At 70.1% G+C, this 24,521-nt stretch carries 16 protein-coding genes; 5 read left to right on the top strand and 11 right to left on the bottom strand.

Translation table 11 applies throughout. From position 1 onward, the window contains the following. Nucleotides 1-56 precede the first annotated feature (56 nt). Entirely contained in the window at nucleotides 57-2,927 is a 2,871-nt protein-coding gene (locus tag AB0B35_RS38900; protein ID WP_361055984.1) for a PQQ-dependent sugar dehydrogenase, read from the bottom strand. A 708-nt stretch (nucleotides 2,928-3,635) separates the two neighbouring features. Between AB0B35_RS38900 and AB0B35_RS38895 the strand changes: the two genes are divergently transcribed. From AB0B35_RS38895 to AB0B35_RS38885, 3 genes are all read left to right on the top strand, one after another. Beyond that, entirely contained in the window at nucleotides 3,636-5,408 is a 1,773-nt protein-coding gene (locus tag AB0B35_RS38895; protein WP_361055990.1) for a family 43 glycosylhydrolase, read from the top strand. Between the two features lie 119 nt (nucleotides 5,409-5,527). Further along, nucleotides 5,528-8,524 (top strand): glycoside hydrolase family 95 protein, encoded by a 2,997-nt coding sequence (locus tag AB0B35_RS38890; RefSeq protein ID WP_361055981.1) that lies wholly within the window; start codon nucleotides 5,528-5,530, stop codon nucleotides 8,522-8,524. A 381-nt stretch (nucleotides 8,525-8,905) separates the two neighbouring features. Continuing rightward, complete coding sequence (locus tag AB0B35_RS38885) at nucleotides 8,906-11,179, top strand: RICIN domain-containing protein (protein WP_361055978.1); 2,274 nt, start codon at nucleotides 8,906-8,908, stop codon at nucleotides 11,177-11,179. Nucleotides 11,180-11,277: 98 nt separating this feature from the next. On the opposite strand, the gene AB0B35_RS38880 is transcribed toward AB0B35_RS38885, so the two are convergent. Genes AB0B35_RS38880 through AB0B35_RS38865 form a run of 4 tightly spaced genes read right to left on the bottom strand, consistent with a single transcriptional unit; the run spans nucleotide 11,278 to nucleotide 14,375 of the window. Continuing rightward, nucleotides 11,278-12,249: an aldo/keto reductase gene (locus tag AB0B35_RS38880; protein WP_361055975.1), complete on the bottom strand. Its 972-nt coding sequence runs from the start codon at nucleotides 12,247-12,249 to the stop codon at nucleotides 11,278-11,280. 35 nt (nucleotides 12,250-12,284) lie between these two features. After that, nucleotides 12,285-12,587, bottom strand: a complete 303-nt coding sequence (locus tag AB0B35_RS38875) for an L-rhamnose mutarotase (RefSeq protein WP_361055971.1) — start codon at nucleotides 12,585-12,587, stop codon at nucleotides 12,285-12,287. A 31-nt stretch (nucleotides 12,588-12,618) separates the two neighbouring features. Continuing rightward, nucleotides 12,619-13,386 (bottom strand): SDR family oxidoreductase, encoded by a 768-nt coding sequence (locus AB0B35_RS38870; protein ID WP_361055968.1) that lies wholly within the window; start codon nucleotides 13,384-13,386, stop codon nucleotides 12,619-12,621. Continuing rightward, nucleotides 13,383-14,375 carry an alcohol dehydrogenase catalytic domain-containing protein gene (locus tag AB0B35_RS38865; RefSeq protein WP_361055965.1) on the bottom strand — a complete coding sequence of 331 codons (993 nt, stop codon included), beginning with the start codon at nucleotides 14,373-14,375 and terminating at the stop codon, nucleotides 13,383-13,385. Before AB0B35_RS38865 ends, AB0B35_RS38870 begins: the two co-directional genes overlap by 4 nt. A gap of 267 nt (nucleotides 14,376-14,642) precedes the next feature. Between AB0B35_RS38865 and AB0B35_RS38860 the strand changes: the two genes are divergently transcribed. Next, on the top strand, nucleotides 14,643-15,533 hold the full coding sequence (locus AB0B35_RS38860; RefSeq protein ID WP_361055962.1) for an amidohydrolase family protein: 891 nt from the start codon (nucleotides 14,643-14,645) through the stop codon (nucleotides 15,531-15,533). Between the two features lie 152 nt (nucleotides 15,534-15,685). On the opposite strand, the gene AB0B35_RS38855 is transcribed toward AB0B35_RS38860, so the two are convergent. The 6 genes from AB0B35_RS38855 to AB0B35_RS38830 all read right to left on the bottom strand — a co-directional run bounded on the left by AB0B35_RS38855 (nucleotide 15,686) and on the right by AB0B35_RS38830 (nucleotide 22,288). Further along, complete coding sequence (locus tag AB0B35_RS38855; protein ID WP_361055959.1) at nucleotides 15,686-16,537, bottom strand: amidohydrolase family protein; 852 nt, start codon at nucleotides 16,535-16,537, stop codon at nucleotides 15,686-15,688. A 420-nt stretch (nucleotides 16,538-16,957) separates the two neighbouring features. After that, the gene (locus AB0B35_RS38850; protein WP_361055956.1) at nucleotides 16,958-17,767 is read right to left on the bottom strand and encodes a FadR/GntR family transcriptional regulator; all 810 of its coding nucleotides are present in this window, start codon (nucleotides 17,765-17,767) and stop codon (nucleotides 16,958-16,960) included. Nucleotides 17,768-18,083: 316 nt separating this feature from the next. Further along, a complete protein-coding gene (locus AB0B35_RS38845; protein WP_361055953.1) occupies nucleotides 18,084-19,232 on the bottom strand; it encodes a mandelate racemase/muconate lactonizing enzyme family protein in 1,149 nt (382 codons plus the stop codon). 1 nt (nucleotide 19,233) lies between these two features. After that, the gene (locus tag AB0B35_RS38840) at nucleotides 19,234-20,061 is read right to left on the bottom strand and encodes a carbohydrate ABC transporter permease (RefSeq protein ID WP_360527164.1); all 828 of its coding nucleotides are present in this window, start codon (nucleotides 20,059-20,061) and stop codon (nucleotides 19,234-19,236) included. Further along, nucleotides 20,061-21,023 carry a sugar ABC transporter permease gene (locus tag AB0B35_RS38835; protein ID WP_361055951.1) on the bottom strand — a complete coding sequence of 321 codons (963 nt, stop codon included), beginning with the start codon at nucleotides 21,021-21,023 and terminating at the stop codon, nucleotides 20,061-20,063. The genes AB0B35_RS38840 and AB0B35_RS38835 overlap by 1 nt, the downstream gene beginning before the upstream one ends. Nucleotides 21,024-21,028: 5 nt before the next feature. Then, nucleotides 21,029-22,288, bottom strand: a complete 1,260-nt coding sequence (locus AB0B35_RS38830) for an extracellular solute-binding protein (protein ID WP_361055948.1) — start codon at nucleotides 22,286-22,288, stop codon at nucleotides 21,029-21,031. Between the two features lie 532 nt (nucleotides 22,289-22,820). Between AB0B35_RS38830 and AB0B35_RS38825 the strand changes: the two genes are divergently transcribed. After that, entirely contained in the window at nucleotides 22,821-24,461 is a 1,641-nt protein-coding gene (locus AB0B35_RS38825; RefSeq protein ID WP_361055945.1) for a ricin-type beta-trefoil lectin domain protein, read from the top strand. Nucleotides 24,462-24,521 lie beyond the last annotated feature (60 nt).

The raw sequence follows: 24,521 nt of genomic DNA, 5'->3' as shown, positions 1-24,521 counted from the left end.
TTTCGTTGGCGTTGGCCCCCCCACGTGCGTGGGAGCGCCGGTGCGGGGCCCCCGGATCAGGGCAGGGTCCACTTCTGGTTGTTGCCGCCGTTGCAGGTCCACAGGGCCACGACCGTGCCGTCGGCGGAGTTGTTGCCGGACACGTCCAGGCACTTGCCCGACTGCGGATTGCGCAGCGTCTGGTCCGACGACTGGTAGGTCCAGTTCTGGGCGGCGCCGCCGGTGCACGTCCACAGCTGGATCTTCGTGCCGTTGGCGGTGCCGCCGCCGTTGACGTCGAGGCACTTGCCGAGCGCCCGCAGCGTCGAACCTGACACCGTCCACGTCTGCGCGGCAGCGCCGTTGCACGTGAGCAGCTGGATCTGCGTGCCGTCGGCCGTCGCGCCGTTGCGCACGTCCAGGCACTTGCCCGCCAGGCCCTTGATCGGGCCGGTTCCCGTGGAGGCCGTGCCGGTGGCCAGGGTGAACGAGTCGACGTCGTACAGGAACCCGGTGCCCGACCCGGCGAAGGTCAGGTACAGGGTGGTGGTGCCGCTCGGCGGGCTGGTGATCGAGCCGGTGACCGTGGCGAAGGTCTCCCACCCGCCCGTGACCGGCACGGTCGCCGAGCCGAGCACGGCGCCGGTGGCCGAGCCGGCCCGGATCTGCAGTGTGCCGCCGCTGCCCGCGGAGGAGACGCGGGCGCTGAAGCCCGTCACGTTGCTGATCCGGTACGGCTGGAACGCGATCCAGTCCCCGTTGTTGATGTCACCGACGGTCTTGCCGCCCTCGGCGGCGCTCTTGTCGAAGGTGGCGACCCCGGACGAGGTCTTGAAGTGCTCGGCCTGCCGCTTGCGCGGCTGCAGGGTGTGCTGGGTGTGCGTGGTCAGGCCGCCCGCGTCGGTGTACTCGGCGTCGAAGACCCCGAAGATGTTCGCGGCGTCGTCGTGCTCGCCGTCGACGGGGACCGCGATCGACCCGCTGCAGCCGCTCTGCGAGGTGATCTGGTGGCCGTGGCTGTCGTGGCCGAGCACGTAGGTCATCTTGACCTTGGTGCAGTCGATGGTGCCGTCCTCGGGATCGGACACCGTGATGCTGAACGGCACGGTCTCCCCGAAGCTGAACAGCTGCCCGTTGGCGGGGCTGTTGATGGTGACCGTCGGCGCGGTGTTGCCGACGCCGATCTGCACGCTCGCCGAGCCGGTCGCGCCCTGCGGGTCCCGGACCGTCAGCGTGGCGTTGTACGTGCCGTTGGCGCTGTAGGTCTTGGACGGGTTGGCGGACGTGGAGGTCGTGCCGTCGCCGAACGCCCAGGAGTACGTCAGCGTCCCGCCCTCGGGGTCCGACGATCCCGACGAGGAGAAGTTGACCGTCAGCGGGGCCGCGCCGGAGGTCCGGTCGGCGCTCGCCACGGCGGTCGGGGCCCGGTTGCCGCTGCCCACGTAGTCGTAGCGGTACAGCGCCGAGTTGGCGTCGCCGTTGTAGTAGCCGGTGCCGTAGTCCAGCACGTACAGTGCGCCGTCGGGCCCGAAGGCCATGTCCATGACCTGCTTGCCGTTCCACGGGAACGTCTCGATGTTGCCGCGGCTGCCGTCGGAGTTGACGTGGATCGGCTTGACCCAGCCCCGGCCGAACTCGCCGGCGAAGAACTGCCCGTCGAAACCCTGCGGGAACTTGGTGCTCGACGACGACGAGGCGTCGTAGCGGTAGACCGGGCCGCCCATCGGCGACTCCGAGCCGCTGCCGAACTCCGACGGACTGCCGGAGTCGCCGGCGTACCGGATCCAGGCCGTCTTGGCCGCCGGCAGGGTCGTCAGACCGGTGTTGCGGAACGAGTTGTTGGTCGGGCCGCCGCCGCAGTTGTACTTCGATCCGGCGCTGTTGCTCGCGAAGTCCCACTCGGCGTAGGTCTCGCTGGAGCTGTTGGTGCCGGTGCAGTACGGCCAGCCGTAGAAGCCCGGCCCGGTGACCCGGTTGAACTCGACCTGCCCACTCGGGCCGCGGCTGGTGGTGCTGCCGGAGTCCGGGCCGTAGTCGCCGACGTAGACCACGCCGGTGGCCTTGTCGACGCTGATCCGGAACGGGTTGCGGAAACCCATCGCGTAGATCTCCGGCCGGGTCCGGCTGTCGGAGTCGACGAACATGTTGCCGTCGGGGATCGAGTACGACCCGTTCGCGTTCACCTTGATCCGCAGGATCTTGCCGCGCAGGTCGTTGGTGTTGGCCGCGGAGCGCTGAGCGTCATAGGCGGGGTTGCGGTTGGTGCGCTCGTCGAGCGGGGCGAACCCGGCGGACTCGAACGGGTTGGTGTCGTCGCCGGTGGACAGGTACAGGTTGCCCGCCGCGTCGAAGTCGATGTCGCCGCCGGTGTGGCAGCAGATGCCCCGGTCCGCGGCCACGTCCAGAATGTCGACCTTGCTGGACTGGTTGACGGTGAAGTCGGAGTTCAGGGTGAACCGGGACAGCCGGTTGACGCCCTGCCACGCCGACCAGTTGCTGCCGGTGCTGGGCGCGTCGCCGCTCGGGGTCGACAGCGGCGGAGCGTAGTAGAGGTAGATGAACCGGTTGCTGGCGAAGTTGGGGTCTACCCCGACGCCCTGCAGGCCCTCCTCGTCGTGGCTGTAGACCGAGATGGTGCCGACCACGGCCGTGTTGCCGGACGCGTCGGTGCGGCGCAGGGTGCCGTTGCGGGCGGTGTGCAGGACCGAGCGGTCGGGCAGCACGGCGAGCGTCATCGGCTCGCCCATCTCGGACACTCCCTTGGCGAGGGTGACCTGCTGGTAGTCGGTGCTGACAATGGTGTGCGCCTGCGCCGGCGCGGGGCCGCCGAGCTCCGCGGGGGCCGTGGCGAGGATGGCGGTGGCACCGGACGTGGCCAGCAGCAGCGTCAGCGCTGCGGGAAACCATCGTCTGGCGCGGTGCGGGGGGAGGCCGTCCCTGGTGGACATGTGGACCCTTCCTGACGAGTGAAGGCCAGGGCGGGCACGAGCCGCCGTGGCGGAGATGCTCCTGCCGGCCCGCCGCGCCCGACAGGTGGCGACCCATGACGGTGGAATGGAGCCGTCACGGATCGCCGGTCGATGGGTCCCGCGCCGCCGGTACACCCTCGACGAAACAAGTTGCCGAACCTGCTGATCTCGCTGTCACATGCTGGTGACGGCCAGGTCATATGACGTGTTATCAGGAAGTCGGCTCGGTCGATGTTATCGGTCACATCATGCTTGTCAACCCACCTGCATGCATCGATCTTCTCCAGTTGATCGGCTCTGCTGTGGAGGGTCCACCTGACCTGCGCACACGCGAAACCTTTTCGTCACATCTTGACTCAAGCCCTGTTATCGTTCACATTCGACTGACCGCGGGATGGTCGGCACCTTCATCCGCAACGGCTGGCAGGGCACCGATCGCGCACCTCAGGCGACCGGGCCAGGTGTGCGGCGTGCTCAGACGTCATACAGCGCACTTCACGTTCCGCAGACAAGTCGACCTCCGGCGCAGTCCTCCCCCGCCTCGGCCTCGCGCACGCGGCGGCCGGGCGTCGCTGAGCACGTTTCCGGACAGGACGTCGCCCGGGGTCGGCGACTTCCGAAGGAGACCTCGTGACACACCCACGGACCCGGCACGGCCTGCGACGGCTCGCCGCCACCGGCGTCGGCGTGCTGCTCGCGCTCACGCTCGCGCCGGTCGGCGCCGGCGCGGACAACCCGATCGTCCAGACGATCTACACCGCCGATCCCGCCCCGCTGGTCCACAACGGCCGGGTGTACCTGTACACCGGCCACGACGAGGACGGGTCCACCTACTTCACGATGAAGGAGTGGCGGGTCTACTCGTCGGCGGACATGGTGAACTGGACCGACCACGGCGTGCCGATGAACCTGTCCACCTTCAGCTGGGCCAGCGCCGACGCCTGGGCCGGGCACGTCGCCTACCGCAACGGCAAGTTCTACTGGTACGTCCCGGTGAAGAACCGGGCGACCGGCGGCATGGCCATCGGCGTGGGCGTGTCCAGCAGCCCCACCGGCCCCTTCACCGACGCCCTCGGACGGCCACTGGTGGAGAACGGCGAGATCGACCCCAACGTGCTCATCGACGACGACGGCCAGGCCTACCTGTACTGGGGCAACCCGCGCCTGTGGTACGTCCGGCTGAACACCGACATGATCTCGTACTCGGGCAGCCCGACCCAGATCCCGCTGACCACCAGCGGCTACGGCACCCGTAACGGCAACGCCAACCGCCCGACGCTGTACGAGGAAGGCCCCTGGGTCTACAAGCGCAACGGCCTGTACTACAACGTGTTCGCGGCCGAATGCTGCTCGGAGTTCATCGGCTACTCCACCGCGACGGGCCCGACCGGGCCGTGGACCTACCGCGGGACCGTCATGCCGCGCCAGGGCTCCAGCTTCACCAACCACGCCGGCGTCATCGACTTCAACGGCGGCTCGTACTTCTTCTACCACAACGGCGCGCTGCCCGGCGGTGGCGGCTACGCCCGGTCGGTGGCGGTCGAGAAGTTCACCTACAACAGCAACGGCACCATCCCGACGATCAACATGACGAGTTCGGGCGCACCGCAGATCGGCACCCTCAACCCGTACGTGCGCCAGGAGGCCGAGACCATCGCCTGGGAGAGCGGCGTCGAGACCGAGCCCGCCAGCGAGGGCACCCTCGACGTCGGCTGGATCGACAACGGCGACTACATCAAGGTCAAGGGCGTCGCCTTCGGCTCCGGCGCGACCTCCTTCACCGCCCGGGTCGCCTCCGCCGGGGCGGGTGGCAACATCGAGCTGCGGCTGGACAGCACCAGCGGCCCCGTCGTGGGAACGTGCGGGGTGTCCGGCACGGGCGGTTACCAGACCTGGGCGTCGGTCACCTGCGCGGTGTCCGGGGCGACCGGCACCCGTGACCTGTACCTGCGGTTCACCGGCAGCGGCGGCGGCCTGTTCAACGTGAACTGGTGGCAGTTCGGCGGCGGCTCCTCCAGCGGCAACCAGCTGGCCAACGCCGACATGGAGTCGGGCACGACCGGGTGGGCCGTGTTCGGCAGCGGCACCCTCGCGTCGAACACGTCGGTGGTGCACGGCGGCAGCCGGTCGCTGCTGCTCACCGGCCGCACCGCGTCGTGGAACGGCATCCGCCAGGACGTCACCGGCAAGCTCGTCAACGGCAAGAGCTACACCACCAGCGTCTGGGTACGCACCCAGAGCGGCACCCCGTCGGCGAAGGTCACCCTCGCCGTGACCGCCAACGGCTCGACGAGTTACGTGCAGCTCACCCCGGCCACGACGGTCAACTCCAGCGGCTGGACCCAGCTGACCGGCACTGCCACCGTCTCCTGGACCGGCACCCTGACGGGCGCGAGCCTCTACGTCGAGACGGCCGCGGGCACCGACGGCTACTACCTCGACGACGCCTCCTTCCAGTGACCGTCCTGCCCTGACGGTCACCGAACCGGCCGGTGGCGGCCCACCGGCCGGTTCCCCCTCCCACCTCGACGCACCAGCCAACTGACCATTCACCCTGTTCGCTCCGAGGGAGTTGAGCGATGTCGGATCTGACACGCAGACAAGTGATCAAGACCGGTGCCGTGGGCGCCGGTGCCATTCTCTCGCCGCTGCCGTGGACCGCCGAAGCCCAGGCCGGTTCGGCCGCGCCCGCCGAGGTGCTCGCGGCCGACGACCTGGCACTCTGGTACAACCAATCCGCCGGCACCGACTGGCTTCGCGCCCTGCCGATCGGCAACGGCCGCCTGGGCGCGATGGTCTTCGGCAACGTCGACACCGAGCGGCTCCAGCTCAACGAGGACACGGTGTGGGCCGGCGGCCCGCACGACCCGGCCAACACGGCGGGGGCGGGGGCGCTGGCGGAGATCCGGCGGCTGGTCTTCGCCAACCAGTGGGGCCAGGCACAGGACCTGATCAACTCGCGCATGCTCGGCAGGCCCGTCGGGCAGCTCGCCTACCAGCCGGTCGGCAACCTCCGGCTGACGTTCCCCACCTCCGGCAGCGCCTCGCAGTACCACCGCCGCCTCGACCTGACCACGGCCACGACCTCGGTCACCTACGTGATGAACGGCGTGCGCTACCAGCGCGACGTGTTCGCCAGCGCGCCCGACCAGGTGATCGTCATGCGGCTGACCGCCGACCGCAGCGGGGCGGTCACGTTCACCGCGGCGTTCGACAGCCCGCAGTCGTCGAGCGTGTCCAGCCCGGACGGCAGCACCATCGCCCTGAACGGCACCTCCGGCTCCATGGAGGGGGTGACCGGGGCCGTCCGGTTCCACGCCCTCGCCGGGGTGAGCGCCAGCGGCGGCACCGTCTCCAGCTCCGGCGGCACGCTGCGGGTGTCCGGCGCGACCAGCGTGACCCTGTTCGTGTCGATCGGGTCGAGCTACGTCAGCTACCGCGACGTGAGCGGCGACCACCAGGGCATCGCCCGCCGCCACCTCAGCGCCGCCCGCGGCGTCTCCTACGACACTCTGCTCGCCCGGCACACCACTGATTACCAGGCGCTGTTCAACCGCACGACGCTCGACCTCGGGCGCACCTCCGCGGCGGACCAGCCCACCGACGTACGCATCAGCCAGCACGCCTCCGTCACCGACCCGCAGTTCTCCGCGCTGCTGTTCCAGTACGGCCGGTACCTGCTCATCGCCTCCTCGCGGGCCGGCACGCAGCCGGCCAACCTGCAGGGCATCTGGAACGACCAGATGGCCCCGCCGTGGGACTCGAAGTACACGATCAACGCGAACCTGCCGATGAACTACTGGCCGGCCGACACGACGAACCTGGCCGAGTGCCACGAGCCCGTGTTCGCGATGATCCGGGATCTGGCCGTCACCGGGGCCCGGACCGCTCAGGCGCAGTACGGGGCGAGCGGCTGGGTCACCCACCACAACACCGACGCGTGGCGGGCGACGTCGGTGGTCGACGGCGCCTTCTGGGGCATGTGGCAGACCGGCGGCGCGTGGCTGGCGACCCTGATCTGGGACCACTACCGGTTCACCGGCGACGTCTCGTTCCTGAGCGCCAACTACCCGGCGATGAGGGGCGCGGCCCAGTTCTTCCTGAGCACGCTGGTCACCGAGCCGAATCTCGGCTACCTGGTGACCAACCCGTCGAACTCCCCCGAGCTGTCCCACCACTCCAACGTCAGCGTCTGCGCCGGTCCGACGATGGACAACCAGATCCTGCGGGACCTGTTCGACGGGTGCGCGGCGGCGAGCGAGGTGCTCGGCGTGGACTCCGACTTCCGGTCGCAGGTCCGCGCGGCCCGGCAGCGCCTGGCGCCGATGAAGGTGGGCTCGCGGGGCAACATCCAGGAGTGGCTGGCCGACTGGGTCGAGACCGAGCAGTACCACCGCCACATCTCCCACCTGTACGGCCTGCACCCGAGCAACCAGATCACCAAGCGGGCGACGCCCGCGCTGTTCGAGGCCGCGCGGCGGACCCTGGAGCTGCGGGGCGACGACGGCACCGGCTGGTCGCTCGCCTGGAAGATCAATTTCTGGGCGCGGATGGAGGAGGGCGCCCGAGCCCACAAGCTGATCAGGGACCTGGTCAACACGTCCCGGCTCGCGCCGAACATGTTCGACCTGCATCCGCCGTTCCAGATCGACGGCAACTTCGGGGCCACGTCCGGCATCGCCGAGATGCTGCTGCACAGCCACAACGGCGAGCTGCACCTGCTGCCCGCGCTGCCCTCGGCGTGGGCGAGCGGCCGGGTGACCGGCCTGCGTGGCCGCGGCGGCTACACCGTGAGCCTGACCTGGAGCTCGGGCCAGCTCACCGAGGCGCTGATCCGGGCCGACCGGGCGGGCGTGGTGCAGGTGCGGGCACGGCTGTTCACCGGCGGCTTCACCGTGGTCGACACCGCCGACGGCTCCACGGTGACCCCAGCGCGGGTCGAATCCGACTGCGTGCGGATCACCGTCCAGGCCGGACGCACCTACCGGGCGCAGCCGACGGGACAGACGACACCGACGCTGGAGCAGCTGTTCTCCAACGTCAGCACGACCAATGACAGCAACACGGGCGTGGGCGACTTCGACGGCAACGGGGCGACGCTGTCGGCGCAGGCGCTGGCCCTGGTCGGGGTGACCCCGGGCGCGACCCTGACCCGCGAGGGCGTCACCTTCCGGTGGCCGAACGTCCAACCGGGCGGGGCGGACAACGTGATCGCCTCGGGCCAGTCCGTCGCGATCAGCGGCACCGGCAGCAAGCTGGGGTTCCTGGCCGCCGGGACGTACGGCGCGGTCGGCGGCACCGCCACCGTGGTGTACGCCGACGGCACCCGCCAGTCGTTCACCCTCAGCGTGCCCGACTGGTACGGCGGCCCCAAGAGCGGCGCGACGGCGGCGATCGTCATGTCCTACCAGAACCGCCCCGGCAACCGCCGGGAGAACACGGCCGCCACCATCTACTACGCGGGGGTGTCGCTGGCGGCGAAGGCCGTCGTGCGCGTCGAGCTGCCCAACATCAGCTCACGCCCGGCGTCCGGGGTGCCGACGATGCACATCTTCGCCATCGCGATCGGCTCCTGACCGCAGGGCCGTCCACACCCGGACAGCGCACGAGCCGGCGCGCCGCGGGCACCGGAAAGACGCCCGCGGCGCGCGGCGCACGCTGTCGCGCATCCACTCTCCACACGCGCCCCGGCTCCCATCGACTTCAATATTGCTATGACGTCATACATGTGATGTGATGCACGCCATCGGTTACGCCAGCGTTTCCCGCTGATGACGGCTCACCGCTGCCCGCTGTGCCCCCGCCAGCGGCTCACCTCGTGGAAGGACGCCACTGTGGCTTCTGCACTCCGCCACGCCCGACGACAGACGAAACACCGATCCCGACTGACAGCCCTCTGCGCCGCCCTACTCCTCGCCACGTCGACGCTGGCCGCCACTCCCGCAACCGCCGCGGTCATGACGACCCTCTACGTGTCCCCCACCGGATCCGGCACGGCGTGCTCCACGGCGCAACCGTGCTCGCTGACCCAGGCCCAGTCGTCGGTGCGCGGCCTCGCGCCGACGATGAGCGGGGACATCGTGGTCCAGCTCGCCGGCGGCGCCTACGCCCTGTCCGCACCGCTGACATTCACGTCCGCCGACTCGGGCGCCAACGGCTACACCGTGTTCTGGCAGGCCGCGACAGGCGCCCAGCCGGTCATCTCCGGCGGACAGCGGGTCACGGGCTGGACGCAGGTGGACGCCACGCAGAACATCTGGCGCGCCGCCGCAAGCGCCGGTTTCGACACCCGCCAGCTCTACGTCAACGGCCGCATCGCGACCCGGGCCCGCACACAGGTCAACCGCGGCGACTTCACCATGACGACCAGTGGTATGACGTTCACCAACAGCGCGCTGTCGTATCTGAACAACGTCGCCGCCGAAGACCGCATCGAGCTGGAGTCGGTGAACTCGTTCACCGACCGGTACGTGCCGGTGCAGTCCATCAGCAGCAACACGATCACCATGGAACAGCCCGCCTGGAACAACAACACCTTCGGCTACGACACGCTGAGCAGCCCGTTCCGGGCCGGGCCGATGTACCTGGTCAACGCACGTGAGTTCCTCGACGCCGCCGGCGAGTGGTATCTGGACACCTCCGCCGGCCAGCTCTACTACAAGCCGCTGAGCGGCGAGAACATGGCCACCGCCGACGTGCAGCTACCGCGGCTGGAGTCGCTGCTGCGGGTGGGCGGCACCTACGCGGCGCCGGCCCACCACCTGTCCTTCTCCGGCCTGCAGTTCTCGTACACCAGCTGGCTGCAGCCCAACAGCAGCCAGGGCTACGCCGACCAGCAGACCGGCGCGTACATCTACGGCACCTGGTCCCGGCCGTCGAACTGGCTGAGTTCGTGCCAGTCGGGCTGCCCGCAGTTCGAGGCGACCCGGCCCAACTGGCGCCAGATGCCCGCGGCGGTGCAGGTGTCGGCCGCCAACGCGATCAGGTTCACCGGCAACCGGTTCACCAACCTCGGCCAGGTCGGGCTCGGCATCGGCAACGACGCCAACGCCCACGCCACCGGCGTCGGCCTCGGCGCGGCCGACATCGACGTGATCGGCAACACCTTCGAGCAGATCTCGGCCGGCGCCGTCATCGCCGGCGGCGTGCAGGCCGACGCGCACCACCCCAGCGACTCCCGGATGGTCAACCGCGACATCGTCTACAGCAACAACTCCGTCCACGACGTGGCCATCGACTACCGCAGCCACGTCGGGCTGCTCATCACCTACGCCGCCGACTCGGCCATGACCAACAACGAGGTCTACAACCTGCCCTACACCGGCATCTCGATCGGCTACGGCTGGGGCGCCAACGACGCCGGCGGCGCGCAGGACTACATCGACCGCGGGCTCTACAACTATCAGCCCCGATACACGACCGCGACGATCGCGGCGAACTACCGCGTGCAGGCCAACCACGTCCACGACGTCATGCGCCAGATGACCGACGGTGCGGCGTTCTACGCGCTGTCCGCGCTGCCGGGCTCGACGATCAGCCAGAACTGGTTCCGCAACACCAACGGCTGGCTCGGGCTGTACTTCGACGAGGGGGCGCGTTATCTGACGGCGTCGAACAACGTGTTCGACAACATCGGCCAGTGGGCGTACGGGCAGCACTGGGCCAACAACAACACCGGCAACCTGACCCTGACCAACAACTGGACCACCAGCACCAACACCAACATCACCAGCGGCTCGCGGGGCAACACCAACACCGGCACGGTGGTCGTCAGCGGCGGGAACTGGCCGACGGCGGCACGCGCGGTCATGGCGTCGGCGGGCGTGCAGACCGGCACCCAGCAGGGCGTCACCATCGTCGGCGGCCAGTCGGGACGCTGTGTCGACGTGCCGAACGCCAGCTCTGCCAACGGCACCCAGGTGCAGTTGTGGGACTGCGCGGGCGGCACGGGCCAGCGGTGGACCTATACCGCGAGCAAGCAGCTGACGGTCTACGGCAACAAGTGCCTGGACGCCACCGGCCAGGGCACCACCAACGGGACCCGCCTGGTCATCTGGGACTGCAACGGTCAGGCCAACCAGCAGTGGAACGTCAACTCCAACGGCACGATCACCGGCGTGCAGTCGAACCTGTGCGTGGACGCGAGCGGCAACGCCACCGCCAACGGGACCCTGCTGCACCTGTGGGGCTGCCACGGCGGCACGAACCAGCAGTGGACCCTGCGCAGCTGATGAGCAAGCGCGAGGCATGACACGACCGCGGGGTCGAGACGTCCAGTCTCGACCCCGCGGTGGTATCACGGTGCGGCGTGCCCGCCGGCGCGAGCGGATCAGCCCGTCGCCTGCCACAGGCCGTCCGGCACCGGTGTCCGTAGGCCGGTCACCGCGGCCGTGACGTGCTCGGCCGATCTCATGCCGGAGACGACCGCCGCCACCGCCGGGTGCCGCAGTGGGAACTGCAGCGCCGCGACCGGCAGCGCGACATCGAACTCCTGGCAGGTCTCGGCCAGCCGGCGAGCCTGCTGGAGCACCTCGCCCGATGCCGGCGCGTAGTTGAAGCTCGCGCCGTCCTGCGGCCACGGCCTGGCCAGGATGCCCGAGTTGAACGGCGCGGCCGCGACGACGGCCACCCCTCGGCGCGCGCACTCGTCAAGCAGGTGCTCGCCCGACCGGTCGAGCAGGGTGTACCGGCCCGCCAGCATGACGACGTCGAGGTCGGTCTCCAGGACCATGCGCAGCGGCGCCTGCCACTGGTTCATGCCGACGCCGACAGCCCGGATCACGCCCTGGTCCCGTAGCGCGATCAAGGCCGGTATCGCCTGGCTGATCGCCTCGTCGACGGCGTCGTCGGGGTCATGGACGTAGACGATGTCGATACGGTCGACGCCCAGCCTGGTCAGGCTCTCCTCGATGCTGCGGGCGACGCCGGCGGCGGTGAAGTCCCACACGCGCACCAGGTCATCGGGGACGTCGAAGCCGCCGGCCGCCAGATCCGAGCCGGTCGGCGCGGGATGCGGGCGAAGCAGCCGACCTACCTTGGTGGACAGGACGTAGGCGTCGCGCGGCTGAGCGCGCAGCGCCGCGCCCAGTCGCCGCTCGGACAGGCCGAGCCCGTAGTGGGGCGCGGTGTCGAAGTGCCGGATCCCCGCCTCCCATGCGACGTCCACGGCCCGCGCGGCGGCGAGGTCGGATCCGGCGTAGCCGAGGTTGCCGATCCCGGCCGCGCCGAACCCTAGCGTGGACACGTTCAGGCCGGTGCGGCCGAGCGGCCGGGTGGGCATCACGGCGGCGGGCGGGTTCACGGCGACTCCTCTTGATTCAGGTCGAGGTCGGCTGGTCAGGGTAAATGCCACACGAGGGGCAGCGGGCCGCGCTGGGACACCGTCATGTCCAGCATCGGGTGGATGACCTGGTGCCAGCGTTCGGTCAGCTCCAGTTTCGCCATCGCGGTCTCCATGCCGTCCCAGTCGTCGCACACCACGGTGTGGAACAGGTCGAGCCCGTCGCGCCAGATGTGCCACGAGTGGACCCCGCTGTCGCGCAGTGCCTGCTCGTGCTCGGATGAGAGCTTGGCGTGGATGCGTTCGTACTCGGCCTCCAGGCCGGGTCTGAGCCGCGTGTGCAGTGCGATCACCTGCATGAATGCTCCTTGCCGAGCGTCGCCGTTTCGGTCACCGGCCCAGCCAGCCGCCGTCGACGGGAACCAGCGCGCCGTGCACGTAGTCGGAGGCGGCCGAGGCGAGGAACACGGCCACCCCGGCGAGGTCGGCCGGGGTGCCCCACCGCCCGGCGGGGATGCGGTCGACGATGGCGGCGTTGCGTACGGGATCGTCGCGCAGCGCCTGGTTGTTGTCGGTGGCGATGTAGCCGGGCACGATGGCGTTGACGTTGACGCCGTGCGCGGCCCACTCGTTGGCCAGCGCCTTGGTCAGCCCGGCGACACCCGACTTGGCCGCGGTGTAGCCGGGCACGGTGATCCCGCCCTGGAAGCTGAGCAGCGACGCCGTGAAGATGATCTTCCCGGTACGCCGGTCCAGCATCGCCCGCCCGACCTCCCGGGCCAGGACGAACTGCGCGGTGAGGTCGACGGCGAGCACGTGGTCCCAGTCGTCGTCGCTGTGCCGCGCGGCCGGTGCGCGGGCGATCGTGCCGGCGTTGTTGACCAGGATGTCGACCGGTCGCTCCCGGCCTGCGAGGTCGGCGGCCAGCTCGGCGACCGCCTCGCGCCGGGCGAAGTCGACCGCGCGCACCTCGCAGCCTCGGCCGTGGGCCGTCACCCGGCGGGCGACCTCGCTGCCGTCCGGTTCGAGCTGGGCGCTGACGGCGATGATGTCGGCTCCGGCGCCCGCGAGCGCGTCCGCGACGGCCAGGCCGATGCCGCGGCGGGCCCCGGTGACGACGGCGAGTTTGCCGGTGAGGTCGAACATGGCGGCGCTCACCGGGCGGACCCGCAGTCGAGCAGCACCTTCATGACACCGGCCCCGGATTCCAGGGCGGCGAACGCCTCGCCGACGCGTGCCAGCGGCTCCACGTGGGTGATCAGCTGCGCGGCCGGGATGTGGCCGTCGGCCACCAGCTCGACGGCGGTCGCCATGTCGGGCCGGCTGTAGAGCCGGGCGCCCAGCATGGTCAGTTCGCGCCAGAAGAAGCGGTGCAGATCGACCTCCCGTGGTGCGGCGTGGATCGCCACCATCACCAGCCGGCCGCGGGGGGCCAGGGCCTGCACGGCGGTGGCGACTCCGGCGGCCGCGCCGGAGACCTCGAAGCAGACGGCGGCTCCCTCACCGCCGGTCCAGTCGCCGATCAGCGCGGTCGTGTCGGCGGTGGTGGGGTCCGCGGTCGTGAAGCCGAGCCGGTCGGCGACGGCCCGCCGCTGCGGGCTGGGCTCCAGGACCAGCACGCGGGCTCCGGTGCGCCGGGCGACCACGGCGATGAGCAGGCCCACCGGCCCACCGCCGACCACGACGGCGTGCTCGTCGGCGGTCAGGCCGCTGCGGCGTACGTCGTGCACGGCCACGGCGGTCGGTTCGGCGAGCGCGCCGTGGGCCAGGTCGAGGGTGTCGGGCAGGCGTACCAGCGCCCCGGCGGGCACGTTCCAGCGCTGTTGCATGGACCCGGCGCTGTCGATGCCGATGAAGGTGAGCCGCGGGCAGACGTGCCCGTGCCCGGCGGCGCATGTCACGCACGTGCCGCACGGCAGGACGGGTAGGACGGTGACGGGCTCGCCAGGCCTCCAGCCGTCCACGCCTTCACCGAGCTGGGCCACCGTTCCCGACATCTCGTGACCGAGCACCGCGGGCATGGCGACCCGCCGGTCCATGTCGCCGTGCAGGATGTGCAGGTCCGTGCCGCAGATCCCGGTGAATGCGACATTGATCTGCACCTGCCCTGGACCTGGTGCGGTCTCCGGCACGTCGACGACGCTCAAGCGCCGGTCACCTTCGTATACGGCTCGGTGCATGGCTTCCCTCTCGTGAACCGGCGTCCCGCCGTGCGTGCCTGCCGTTCGAGCACGACGTACACGTGTCGCTGTCATGCGGCGGAATGGCTTGGTGCGCCTCGATTTCGGCTGGGGCACTCGACCTCGCCTGTCCGGATCGGATCGAGTTCAGATATGACATCATATGTTTCGCCGAATGACAACGCTCAGCGCGCGCCGACCGCCGCCCGCTTCCACCGACTCCCGGAGCCGCACATGACCCACCCTCCCCGCGAGACGATCATCGACGCGCACCTGCACGTATGGGATCCGTCGCGCGGCGTCTACCCCTGGCTCGGCCCCCACCTGGCGCCGATCGACCGCGCCATGACACTGTCCGAGGTCACGCCCGCGCTCGTCGACCACGGCGTCGGGGCCGCCGTGCTGGTGCAGTCCGCCGACGACGACTTCGACACCGACCTCATGCTGGAGACCGCGCGGTCCGACCACCGGATCGTCGGCGTCGTCGGCTACGTCCCGCTGCATCGGCCGTCCGTCGCCGTCGACCGCCTGGCCCGGCTGCGCGACGATCCGCTGTTCGTCGGGGTACGCAACCTGATCCACGAGCGCGAGGATCCGTCCTGGATCCTGCGCCCCGACGTCGACGAAGGGCTCGGCCTGCTGGAAGAAGCCGGGGTGCCGTTCGACTTCGTCGCCGCGGGCCCCGCAGCGCTGGGCACCGCCGCCGAGGTCGCCCGCCGCCACCCAGGACTGCACCTGGTCCTGGACCACCTCGGCGCACCTCCGCTGCGGGCCGGACTGGACCACGCCGAGCAGTGGTCACACCACCTGGAGTTCCTCGCCGGCTGTCCCCGGGTGTACGCCAAGCTCTCCGGGCTGTACCTGGGCGACGACCCGGACGGTGAGGCGCTGCGCCGGCTTGGCTCCCACCTGCGCACAGCGCTGCGGCTGTTCGGCTCCGAGCGGCTGATGTACGGCGGCGACTGGCCGATCTGCCTGCTCCACGAGACCTACGGCCGGACCCTGGACCTGGTCCGGCAGGCCCTGTCGGAGCTGGACGCCGCGGGATGGCGTGACGTGCTCGCCGGCACCGCCACCCGGGTCTACCGCATCGATCGCAGCCGGATCGAGGCGACCGGCTCCTGACGGCCGGAGGCCCGGTGCCGCCATCGCGGCACCGGGCCACGGTGACCTGTGCCCAGTGCCGTCTCTCAGCACCAGCCCGCTACGGCTTGCGCGAACGGCAAAAGATCTTCACGCCGGGCCCCGGCTCGCCGACGTCCAGCCGCCAGGCGCTTTCACACCGGGCGAGCAAGCTCGCTGATGTCCAGCTGGTACGTGCTGACGGCGGTCGCCGCGAAGACGTCCGGGTGCAGGCCGCCGAACGGCCAGGCGATCGCGCGCAGCGACTCGGCATAGGTCGCCGCCAGCCGGCACATCGGCCAGTCCGAGCCGAACATCAGCCGCCGCACGCCGAAGACCTGCACCGCGTGCTCCACATAGGGCCGCAGGTCGTCCACCGACCACCGGTCCCAGTGCGCCAGCGTCACCAGGCCGCTGAGCTTGGCCCGCACGTTGTCGCACGCGGCGACCGGCGCGATCGCCCACTGCCACTCGGTCAGGCCTTCGACGCCGCCGGTCACCCAGGGCGACCCGGCCTGCTGGAGCACGATCCGGGCGTGCGGCATCGCCTGGGCCAGCCGCGCCACGGAGGGCAGCTGCTCGGCCCGCACCGCCAGCTCGATCGCCAGGCCGCACTCGGCCACCGTCGCCAGACCCGCCCGCACGGCCGGCCGGTCGAGGAAGTCCTCGGGCAGCTCGTACACCCGCTCGTGCAGCGCGACGAGCCGCTGCCCGCCGGGTTCGGCCCGGTGCTTGCCGAGGATCTCGCCGAGATCGGGGTCGGCCAGCGGGGCCCAGCCCACCACGCCCACCACCCACGGCGTCCAGGCCGCGACCTCCAGACACCGCGTGGTGTCGGCCGAGGTGACGCCCGCGGCCTCGACCAGCACGCAGGCGTCGACCTCCGACTCGTTCAGCTCCGCCTTCAACTCGCCGACGCCGTAGTGGCGCCGGATGGGGGCGTATTCGGCGGCGGCGAGCCGGTGGTTGTCCGCCGACCACAGCTGCACGTGCGCGTCGACGATCACCTGTGCCGCCCGCGGTCACCCATGGCGGGGCCGGCCGAATCCTGCTCCTGCACTGCGGTACTCCGTATCGTCGTGAAGAGCGGCGCTGGCCGGCCTTCAGTCCGGTCGGGTGGGACGCCGGCCCGCACGCGGCGGGGTGCGGGCCGGCGCCGTCTGGTGCCCGACGGGCTGACACGGCACGATCCTTTGCGGACGGCGCGTATTAACCCGAGCGAAACACTCTGGGCGCAACCTCATCATACGTATGACGTCATAGCAAGACCTGATCCAAGAATTGTGCCGCGATCCGAATCAGAGGGTGCGCCACCGCGAGCGCCGGGGCTGGGCAGCACCTGCTCAGACAACGCGACCGACCTGCCGGGCAGGTCGGTCGCGTGGGGAATGCGGACAACGCCGGGAGCGCTCCGGCCGCGCCCTCGGTCAGCGGGCCGACTGGCGGCGCGGCGCGGGAGCCGGGGCCTCCGCGTCGGTCTGCGGACGCCGACGGCTCCACGAGCCGGTGATGTGCGCGCGCATCGTCGCGGCGGCGGCGGCGGGGTCCTTGCCAAGGATGGCGTCGTGGATCGCCTGGTGCTCGTCCAGGGTCTGGCGCACCACCGCTTCGTTGTACTCCCCGTGGTAGCGCATGCTGCCGCGAGCCTTGTCGTGGATGCTGTTGACGATCGCGCGGCCGAGCCGGTTGCGCGAGGCGGCCATGACCATGTCGTGGAAGTGCGCGTCGGCGGCCGCGAACTCCGGCACGTTGTCCTTCTTCGAGCGCATGAGTTCGAGGGAGGCGCTGATGCGCAGCCTGTCCTCGGCGGTGTGCGAGATCGCCGCGGCGGCGGCCATGTCCGCCTCCAGCGCCGTGCGCGTGGCCACCAGCTCGTCCAGGAAGGACAGGTTGGCGTCGTGGGCGATGATCGCGGTGAGCACCACGTCGTCGAGCAGGTTCCACTGCCGGGGGTCGGTGACCTGGGTCCCCCGGCCGTGCTCGATGCGGACCAGGCCCTTCTCCTGCACCACTTTGACGGATTCGCGGATCACGGTCCGGCTGACGCCGAACTGGTCGCACAGGTCCGCCTCCGGCGGCAGGGTCGAGCCCGGGGTGAGCACGCCGCGCACGATGTCGTTGACGATCTGCTGCACGACGTTGATGCCCAGCTTGGTGCCGCGGGCGCGGGGCGGGCCGGCGTCGCCGGCGGAGGCATGAGGTATGCCGAACGGGTCGGCCAGAACCTGCCGCGTCAACGCGCCCTCCCGGAGCAGTGGTCGCCGGACCACCAGACCCGACGACGACGAGTGTACGGCACGCTGTTAAGACGTCACAGGTAAGATGTCATATGTCACTGTTCCGCTTCCGTACCACGAAGATTCTCGCACGAATGGTTATCTGCGCGCATCGGGCACGGTCGCAGGAACACCGACCGACTCCGGACCCGCCGAAGTGCCGGCGCGCACGCCGACGGCGCGCCGGCACTTCGGCCGGTCCGGGCAGGTGCGGCGCCCTCACGCCACCACACCCACCCGGACCAGGCCCGCACCCCTGAGCGCGGGCCACCCCCGTTCAGCCGGCGACAGCCAACAGCCGCCGGCCGGCTTGCTCGGGCCGCACACCCGGCCCGTCGAAGGACACCGTCGCCGGCTGGAGCGCACAGGCGGCGATGGCCGCCTCGTCCATGCTGATCCCCAGACCGGGCGTGTCGCCGAGGACGAACGATCCGTCCTCGATCCGCAGGTCGATGTCGACACCCACCGGTGGGTGCAGGGCCTGCAGTTCGCTGACGAGGTGGTTGGGCACCGACGTCGCCGCGTGCAGCAGGCCGACCGGGTTGGTGCCGATCGGGCTGACCGGCAGGTCGTACGCGTGGGCCAGGGCCGACACCCGCAGGAAGTGGGTCACGCCCCACACCGACGCCGTCTGCACGATGTCGAGCGCGCCCGCCGCCAGCAGGGGCCGGAACTGCTCCAGCCCGCTGAGGTTCTCGCCGCTGGCGACCGACGCCCGCAGACCCCGGCCCACCGCGGCGTGGCCCTCGGCATCCCAGCGCCGCACGGGCTCCTCGACCCAGATCAGGTCGAGGGTCCGTTCGAGTTCGGCGACGTGCCGCACCGCCTGCTTGCGGGTCCAGCACTCGTTCGCGTCGAGCATCAGGCCGGGCCGGGACACGCCGCCGGCCTCGGCGAGCACGTCCCGGACCAGGGCCAGCCGGTGCCGGTCGCGCTCGACGTCCAGGCCGCCCTTGAGCTTCGCGGCCCGGATGCCGAGTTCGGCGTAGGCCTTGTAGGTGGCGGCCAGGTCGTCGTCGTCGAGGCCGATGTCAAGGCCGGAGGCGTAGGCGGGCACCACGCGGTCGCGGCCGCCGAGCAGGCGCCACAGGGGCTGGCCCGCGACTTTCGCTTTGATGTCCCACAGGGCGGAGTCGAACGCCCCGATCGCCCCGAAGACGGCTCCGGCGTGTCCGGCCTTGAACGTCTGCCGCAGCATCCTGTCGTACAGCGCGGTCACCGCCCGCGGGTCCTCGCCGTCGATGGCGGCGAAGATCGCGTCCAGTTCCACGTGCGGGCCCATGCCGACACCGGTGACACCCTCGTCGGTGGTCACCACGACGATCGGCACGTCGGTGAGTCCGTCGGCGTACACGCCGTTGGCGTCGCCGACGGGCCGGCCCCATTCCTGCACGGTGTTGAGGGCGCGATACCCAGTGATGCGCATGTCAGCCTTTCGTCGAACCAGCGGTGACAGCGTCGGCGATCCGGCGCTGGAAGAACAGGTAGACCGCCAGTACGGGCACGGCTGCGATCAGCACCCCCGAGGCGAACGTGGGGATGTCGGCCGAGTACTGACCGCGCAGCGACGTCACCCCGACCATCAGGGTGCGGTGCTCTGCGGACGGCATCATCAGCAGTGCGATGAGCACGTCGTTCCAGCAGAACAGCGCGTTGAGCACGCCGACCGACAGCAGCGCGGGCCGGCCCATCGGCAGCATGATCCTGCGGTACACGCCGTAGGTCGTGTTGCCGTCGATGCGCGCGGCGTCGACGATCTCGCTGGGGATGGCGCTGTAGTAGCTGGTCATCAGGTAGATCGTGAAGGGCAGGTACTGCGCCGTGTAGGCGAGGATCAGCCCCGGGTAGGTGTCGACGAGCCCGGTGTCGGCCATGGTCCGCACGAGCGGCACCATGATCACCTGGAACGGCACGAACAGCGCCGCGAGACAACCCAGGAACAGCGCCCGGGATCCGCGGAACCGCAGGTGGCTCAGCGCGAACCCGGCCATCGAGCCGAGCAGCAGCAGCAACGCGGACGCACCCGCGACCACGATCACCGAGTTGAGGAAGTAGCGCGCCGTGCCGGCGCTGGTCCAGGCCGTGGCGATGTTGTCCCAGCGCAGGGTGTCGGCGAACGCGAACCGGTCCAGGATGTAGTCGCGGCGGGTCTTCATCGCCGCGTTGGCGGTGAAGACCAGCGGGTAGATCGTCGCGAGCGCGAGCAGCGCCATGGGCAGGGCGATCAGCCACCGGCTGAAACGGGCGCCGCGCATCAGTCCTCCCTACCGGTGCGGCGCAGGAAGCTGACCTGCGCGAGTCCTACGACGAGCATGACCAGGAACAGCACGGTGGAGGCCGCCGACGCGAACGCCGGGCGGTTCATCTGGCCCTGCTGGATCCAGATGTAGTACTCCGGCAGGTAGGTGGACCCGCCCGGGCCGCCGCTGGTCATCACGTAGATGAGACCGAACATGGAGGTCAGCATTCCGATCATGGTCGTCACGAACACGAACTGGATCGTCCGGGACAGGCCGGGGATGATCACGTGCCGGATCACCTGCGGCAGGCTGGCCCCGTCGGAGCGGGCGGCGTCGAGCAGGGCGGGGTCGAGTGTCGCGAAGCCGGACAGGAACACCACCAGCGACATGCCGAACGTCGCCCACACGTGCACGCCGACGACGGTGAACATCGCGACGTCGGAGTCGCCGAGCCAGTCGACCGGGCCGAGGCCGGCCAGTTCGAGCAGGCTGTTGACCGGGCCGTCGAAGGACAGCAGCAGGTTGAAGATCGAGCCCACGATCACCGGTGACAGCACCGCGGGGAAGAAGTACACGCTGCGGTAGAACCGGTGGCCCGGCACCCGCAGGTAGATGAACGTCGCCAGCATCCCGGGGATCGCCACCGCGATGGGCAGCAGCAGCACCAGCCAGCCCACGTTGCGCAGCGCGCCCAGGAACAGCGGGTCGGCGAACAGTTCCGCGTAGTTGTCCAGCCCGACCGCCGCGCCGTTGCGCTCGCCGTCGCCGGTGAAGGAGAAGTTGACCCCCAGCAGCAGCGGCCACAGCCGGAACAGCACGATGACGGCGACGGCGGGGGCCATGAGCACGAACGGGGACAGCCGTTCCGAGGACAGCCTGCCGGCCCTGGGACGCCTGCGTGACGCGGTCGCCGGCCCGTCGGCCCGCCCCGCCCGAGCGGGGCGGGCCAACAGCGGCGTGAAATCACCGAGCGGCACTGTGGTCAGCTCCGGTCCGACTCGCCGAGCTGCTTGAGCGCGGCGTCGACGGTGACGGAACCGTCGAGGATCTGCTGCGACAGCCGACCCATCAGTTCGATGGTCTTCGACGACAGCGCCACGTGCAGTGCGGGCTTGCCGGTCTTGAGGTCGGCGACCAGCGCGGTGACGGCCGGCTCGGCGGCCTTGACGGTGGTGTCGGAGACGACCGCGCCCGCGTTGGTGTAGAACGCGGTCAGGGCGTCGGTCGAGGTCAGCGAGCGCACCAGGTCGGCGGCCAGGGCCGGGTCCTTGGTCCACTTGGCGACCGCGTAGCCGATGCCGCCGTCGAAGGGCAGGCTGGGCACGGCACCCTCGGCGATGACCGGCGACTTCATCACCCCGACGTTCTCGGGGCCGAGGAACTCGTTGAAGTCCTTCCAGTGCCCGATGTCGGACATCAGGCCGATGATGTTGGTCGCCTTGCCCGCCTGGAAGATGCCGAAGGCGTCGGTGAACATCGTGGTCGAGTTGCCGCCCTTGTTGTTCAGGCCGCCCGCCTCGACGTCCTTCCACAGCTGGAAGAGCTGCTTGACGTGGGGGGAGTTCCAGTCGCGCTTGCCGGCGATCCAGTCGTCGTACTCCTGGGGCGAGAAGATTCCCGAACCGAGCGCCGACAGGAAGAACTGGATGCCGGCACCCTCCTTGTTGCCCAGCGAGAAGCAGGTGGCCTTCGTCGCCTTGGTGATGGCGGCGCAGTCGGCGGTGAAGGCGTTCCAGGTGGTCGCGGGCTTCTGCGGGTCGAGCCCGGCCTTCTTGTACAGGTCCTTGTTGAAGTAGATCGGGTGGCCCTGCAGGGTCACCGGCGCGGCGAACGCCTTGCCGTCCTTGGTGAACGCGTCCCAGCCGGCCAGGCGCTCCTTGTCCGGGCTGAGGTACTGGTCCAGCGGGACCAGCGCGTCGACCCGGTCGCGGATCTGACCGCCGCCGTTGAACAGCATGACGTCGGGGCCTTTGCCCGCCTGGATCGCCGCTCCGAGGAGCGTGTAGTACTGGTCGAACGGCTGGGCGACGAACTCGACGGTCACGCCAGGGTGCTTCTTGGCGAAATCGGCCTTCGCCTTCTCCACGTATGCGGTTGCGGTCTTGTCACTGGACTTCCAGTCCCACACCACGAGCTTGCCGCTCGCCGCGTCGGACGGGGATTCACTGCCCGTGGCGCTTCCACAGCCCGCCAAGGCCAGCATCGCCGCGACGGCGGCCGGCCAGAGTACTCGCTGCTTCATTGATTCTCATCTCGAGAATGGCCGGATCGGGCCGGCCGTCAGCTGGAATGCAGCAAAGCTAAGTCATATGATGTGTGATGTCAACGGAAACCTGGCGGAAACCTAAGGCCGCCACCGTCGGCTCCCGACACTCGCACCACGACCAGAGCCACCCGCTCCGGGCTTTCGGATTGTTACCGATCACATGGCTCCGACCGGCGCCCTGCGCCCCATCCACAACGCGCAGACCATGCCATGCTGAGTCCGCTCGATCAACCGAAACATTTCGGCAACGTCTTGACGCGTTCCGATGTTATCGGTCACAGTCTATGACGACGCCACCCGACCCACAGGCGTTCCGCACCTCAGCGCCCGCCCGCTCCATCCCTTCCGGACAGAGCACTCCGCACACTGCGACTCACCGCGTCCCGCGCCGTGAGGGGTTCGCGCTGCCGAAGATCAGGCCGATCCGACGGTTCCGCCGACCGCGCCCGCGACCGGCGGACCGCGCATCGTCCGCTCCCCACCCGCCCGTCCCGACCAGAGGAGCACGATGAACCGTCCCCACCGCAGGCGAAGCCTGGCCACCGCGCTGGCGGCAGCACTGCTGCTGACCGCGGCCGCGCTCGGCCTGCAGGCCCCCGCCGCGCACGCACTCGACAACGGTGTCGCCCGCACGCCACCGATGGGCTGGAACTCCTGGAACACGTTCGGCTGCAACATCAACGAGACCCTGATCCGCCAGCACGCCGACGCGATGGTCAGCAGCGGCATGCGCGACCTGGGCTACCAGTACGTCGTGGTCGACGACTGCTGGTTCAACCCCAACCGCGACTCGTCGGGCAACCTGCAAGGCGACCCGACCAGGTTCCCCAGCGGCATGAAGGCGCTCGGCGACTACCTGCACAGCCGCGGTCTCAAGTTCGGCATCTACCAGGTGCCCCTGGACAAGACCTGCGCCCAGTACTTCGGCTCGTACCCGGGCGCCACCGGCAGCCAGGGGCACGAGGCGCAGGACGCCCGGCAGTTCGCCGCCTGGGGGGTGGACTTCCTCAAGTACGACTGGTGCTCGCCCACCGGCACCATCGACCAGCAGGTCGCCACGTTCGCCAAGATGCGCGACGCGCTCGCCGCCACCGGCCGCCCCATCGTCTACAGCATCAACCCCAACAGCATCCACGCCAAGACAGGCCCGCTGCGCAACTGGGGCGACGTGGCCAACATGTGGCGGACCACCGAGGACATCACCAACGCCTGGGACACGGGACAGAGCAACGGCTACCCGATGGGCATCCAGAACATCGTCAACGTCACCGTCCCGCTGGCCTCCTACGCCCGGCCGGGTGGGTTCAACGACCCCGACATGATGGAGGTCGGCCGGGGCGGCATGACCGACACCGAGATGCGCAGCCACTTCGCGCTCTGGGCGGTCATGGCCTCGCCGCTGATCGCCGGCAACGACCTGCGCTCGATGTCCGGCGGGACGCAGACCATCCTCAAGAACGCGAACCTGATCGCCATCAACCAGGACTCCCTGGGCCTGCAGGCGACCCAGGTCTCCCACGACGGCACCCGCCGCGTGCTCGCCAAGCGGCTGGCCAACGGCGACGTCGCGGTCGCCCTGTTCAACCAGGGGTCCTCGACCACGACGGTCTCCACCACGGCCGCGGCCGTCGGCAAGTCCGGCACGTCGTTCACCCTGCTGGACGCGTGGACCAACGCCACCGGCTCCACCAGCGGCACCATCTCCGCCAGCGTCCCGGCGCACGGCACGGTGGTCTACCGCGTCAGCGGCGGCGGCACCACTCCCCCGCCGTCGACGACCACCTTCGTGAGCGCGGCCTCCGGGCGCTGCCTGGACGTCCCGCAGAGCAACACCGCCAACGGCACGCAGCCGGTGATCTGGGACTGCAACGGCCAGAGCAACCAGCAGTGGGCGGTCAACGGGGCCGCGTTGCAGGCCCTGGGCAAGTGCCTCGACGCACCGCTCAACGCCACGGCAGGGGCCAAGGTACAGCTCTGGGACTGCAACGGCGGCGCCAACCAGCAGTGGAACCTCAACTCCGACGGCACGATCAGCAGCCGGCAGTCGGGCCTGTGCGTCGACGTCAACGGCGCCGCCACCGCCAACGGCACCCTGGTGATCCTGTGGACCTGCACCGGCGCGGCCAACCAGCGCTGGACCCGCCGCTAGACCGCGGGCAAAGGTCGACATGAGAAGAGCCCGCCGGGCGGATGTCCCCGATCCGCTCGG

Source organism: Catellatospora sp. NPDC049133, from assembly GCF_040648455.1.
GTDB classification, from domain to species: Bacteria; Actinomycetota; Actinomycetes; order Mycobacteriales; family Micromonosporaceae; genus Catellatospora; species Catellatospora aurea.
This window is presented reverse-complemented; position numbering and strand designations above follow the sequence as displayed.